This is a genomic window from Staphylococcus sp. EG-SA-2, assembly GCF_017152085.1.
The window spans coordinates 1-3,072 of record NZ_JACYHC010000560.1; the positions used below are offsets into that span (position 1 = coordinate 1).

Below are 3,072 nucleotides of genomic sequence, written 5' to 3' on the forward strand. Positions count from 1 at the left end.
AATATGCTAATAGATTAAAAAATAATCCAAAAGCATTTTTCGAAGAAGAAAAATCAAAATTTACCGAATATGACAATAAGACTGACGAAAGTATTGAAAAAGGTAAATTTGATGATGAAGGTGGCGCAGCACCAAATAATAATTTACGTATCGTCACTGAAGAAGATTTAAAAAAGAATAAAAATGCATTATCTGATAAAGAATAAGATGTGAGTAGGACAGAAATGATAAAGAACCACTATGATTTATTATATAGTGGTTCTTTATCGTTAGTCATAGCTAATATGCATATAGAAAGAAGAATACATGCGTGAAACTCATTCATAAGAAATACTAATATCTAAAGAAAACGTATTTCTTTATCTTTTCGAAATTCTCTGTGTTGGGGCCCTTACCCCAACCTGCACATTATTGAAAGCTGACTATTGGCCAGCTTCTGTGTTGGGGCCCCGCCAACTTGCATTGTCTGTAGAATTTCTTTTCGAAATTCTCTGTGTTGGGGCCCCGGGGCGCATTTTCGTTCGGTTAATTACTGTCAATATTAAATTGTGTGCCTAGTACATTGACTTATATCTCGAGCTCTTGAATATGTGTATTTTAAATATATAAATTAAAAAAGGAACAAAGCAGCTATTTATGATTTGTGTCATATCAATAGCATCGTTTTGTTCCTTTTTATTATTTTCTGACATCTTATTGTAGTTTTTATATCTTTTCATGTAAAATAGAATTTAACTTATAGAAAAAAGGAAGTCGATTTCGAATGTGGAAAGAAAAAGTTCAACAATACGAAGATCAAATCATTAATGACTTAAAAGGATTATTAGCAATTGAAAGTGTGAGAGATGATGCAAAAGCATCAGAAGACGCACCAGTTGGTCCAGGTCCTCGTAAGGCATTAGACTACATGTATGAAATTGCACATAGAGATGGATTTACAACACATGATGTGGATCATATTGCAGGAAGAATTGAGGCAGGTAAAGGAAATGACGTATTAGGTATCTTATGTCATGTTGACGTTGTTCCTGCTGGTGATGGATGGGATAGTAATCCGTTCGAGCCGGTTGTAACAGAAGATGCTATCATAGCTAGAGGTACACTTGATGACAAAGGTCCAACAATTGCTGCTTATTATGCAATTAAGATATTAGAAGATATGAATGTGGATTGGAAGAAACGTATTCATATGATTATTGGTACGGATGAAGAATCTGATTGGAAATGTACGGATCGCTATTTTAAAACAGAAGAAATGCCAACATTAGGTTTTGCACCAGATGCAGAATTTCCGTGTATTCATGGTGAAAAAGGCATTACAACATTTGACTTAGTTCAAAATAAGCTTGCTGAAGATCAAGATGAACCTGATTATGAATTAATAACTTTTAAATCTGGTGAACGTTACAACATGGTGCCTGATCATGCAGAAGCAAGAGTGCTTGTTAAAGAAAATATGACAGATGTTATTCAAGACTTTGAGTACTTTTTAGAACAAAATCATTTACAAGGTGATAGTACTGTTGATAGTGGCATTCTAGTTTTAACAGTTGAAGGTAAAGCGGTTCATGGTATGGATCCATCTATCGGTGTGAATGCGGGTCTTTACTTACTAAAATTCTTAGCATCATTAAATCTTGATAATAATGCACAAGCGTTTGTAGCATTTAGTAATCGCTACTTATTTAATTCAGATTTTGGTGAAAAGATGGGAATGAAATTCCATACAGATGTCATGGGTGACGTGACAACTAACATTGGTGTTATTACATATGATAATGAAAACGCAGGTCTTTTCGGTATCAACTTACGCTACCCAGAAGGATTTGAATTTGAAAAAGCTATGGATCGTTTTGCAAATGAGATTCAACAATATGGCTTTGAAGTGAAATTAGGTAAAGTCCAACCACCACATTATGTTGATAAAAATGATCCTTTTGTACAAAAGTTAGTTACTGCATATAGAAATCAAACAAATGATATGACTGAACCTTATACTATAGGTGGCGGTACTTATGCGAGAAACTTAGACAAGGGTGTAGCATTTGGCGCAATGTTTAGTGATTCTGAAGATTTAATGCATCAGAAAAATGAATATATCACTAAAAAACAGTTATTTAACGCAACTAGTATTTACTTAGAAGCAATTTATTCATTATGCGTGGAGGAATAATATATGGAAAAAATTTTTTTAAATGGTGAGTTTGTAAGTCCAAGTGAAGCAAAGGTTTCATACAACGACAGAGGATACGTATTTGGCGATGGTATTTATGAATACATTCGAGTATATAATGGTAAGTTATTTACAGTAACAGAACATTATGAAAGATTTTTACGTAGTGCCAATGAGATTGGTTTAGATTTAAATTATTCTGTAGAAGAATTAATTGAACTATCTCGTAAATTAGTTGATATGAATCAAATTGAAACTGGGGCAATTTATATTCAAGCAACGCGTGGTGTAGCTGAAAGGAATCATAGCTTCCCGACACCTGAAGTAGAACCAGCAATTGTTGCTTATACAAAGAGTTATGATCGTCCTTATGATCATTTAGAAAATGGTGTGAATGGTGTTACCGTTGAAGATATCCGATGGTTACGTTGCGACATTAAAAGCTTGAACTTATTAGGAAATGTATTAGCAAAAGAATATGCTGTGAAATATAATGCAGTTGAAGCAATTCAACATCGAGGTGAAACTGTAACTGAAGGATCTTCAAGTAATGCTTATGCAATTAAAGACGGTGTGATTTATACACATCCGATTAACAACTATATTCTTAATGGTATTACACGAATTGTAATTAAAAAAATTGCCGAAGACTATAACATCCCATTTAAAGAAGAAACGTTTACTGTAGATTTCTTGAAAAACGCAGATGAAGTTATTGTTTCAAGTACTTCAGCTGAGGTTACACCTGTTATTAAATTAGATGGTGAACCAATTAATGATGGTAAAGTTGGCCCAATTACACGTCAACTACAAGAAGGATTTGAAAAGTATATAGAGTCACACAGTATTTAAAATTCTTTCATCATATTTTTAGATTAAATTACTTAAATTTATCAACT

At 33.1% G+C, this 3,072-nt stretch carries 2 protein-coding genes and 1 pseudogene; all 3 read left to right on the forward strand.

What is annotated here, in order from left to right; all coding sequences use genetic code 11:
* Positions 1 to 206, forward strand: a pseudogene (locus IDG60_RS09560) (YtxH domain-containing protein); the annotation flags it as partial.
* A gap of 557 nt (positions 207 to 763) precedes the next feature.
* Entirely contained in the window at positions 764 to 2,173 is a 1,410-nt protein-coding gene (sapep, locus tag IDG60_RS09565; protein ID WP_000265411.1) for an Mn(2+)-dependent dipeptidase Sapep, read from the forward strand.
* A 3-nt stretch (positions 2,174 to 2,176) separates the two neighbouring features.
* Positions 2,177 to 3,025: a D-amino-acid transaminase gene (gene dat / locus IDG60_RS09570; RefSeq protein WP_000411084.1), complete on the forward strand. Its 849-nt coding sequence runs from the start codon at positions 2,177 to 2,179 to the stop codon at positions 3,023 to 3,025.
* Positions 3,026 to 3,072: the final 47 nt, after the last annotated feature.

What these genes read in the sequence shown, in the direction of transcription:
- dat (WP_000411084.1), top strand. Translation starts at nt 2,177, where the DNA reads ATGGAAAAAATTTTTTTAAATGGTGAGTTTGTAAGTCCAAGTGAAGCA.
- sapep (WP_000265411.1), top strand. Translation starts at nt 764, where the DNA reads ATGTGGAAAGAAAAAGTTCAACAATACGAAGATCAAATCATTAATGAC.